Source organism: Chelativorans petroleitrophicus, from assembly GCF_025398195.1.
Lineage (GTDB): Bacteria > Pseudomonadota > Alphaproteobacteria > Rhizobiales > Rhizobiaceae > Chelativorans > Chelativorans petroleitrophicus.
The window spans coordinates 1-524 of sequence record NZ_JAODNV010000068.1 but is presented as its reverse complement, the minus strand read 5'-3'; the positions used below and the strand labels follow the sequence as shown (position 1 = coordinate 524).

Here is a 524-nt window from a genome sequence, read left to right as displayed (position 1 = left end):
TGAACCGCGCCGGGATTGCCGGAGGCATTTTGGTTTGAGTCACGCTGCCATGGCCGGCTCTTCGAGCATAGCGTAGTAGCGTTCCTCGGCTTCGGCCGGCGGGATGTTGCCGATGGGCTCCAGCAGCCGGCGATTGTTGAACCAGTCGACCCATTCCAGCGTCGCGAACTCGACGGCCTCGAACGAGCGCCATGGCCCGCGTCGATGGATCACTTCGGTCTTGTACAGGCCGTTGATCGTCTCGGCGAGAGCGTTGTCGTAAGAGTCGCCGACGCTGCCGACGGAGGGCTCGATGCCCGCTTCGGCCAGGCGCTCGGTATACTTGATCGACACATATTGGACGCCTCTGTCCGAATGATGCACCAGACCGCCTCCATGGATCGGGCGGCGATCATGCAGCGCCTGTTCGAGCGCATCGAGAACGAAGCTCGCATGCGCCGTTCTGCTCACCCGCCAGCCGACGATCCGGCGGGCATAGGCATCGATGACGAAGGCCACGTAGACAAAGCCTCTCCAGGTCGACA

General features: G+C 62.8%; 1 protein-coding gene. It reads right to left on the bottom strand.

All coding sequences use genetic code 11. The features are described from left to right. Positions 1-39 precede the first annotated feature (39 nt). Positions 40-524, bottom strand: a 485-nt coding sequence (locus tag NYR54_RS19160; RefSeq protein ID WP_261517290.1) for an IS3 family transposase, incomplete at its 5' end; no start/stop codon positions are given.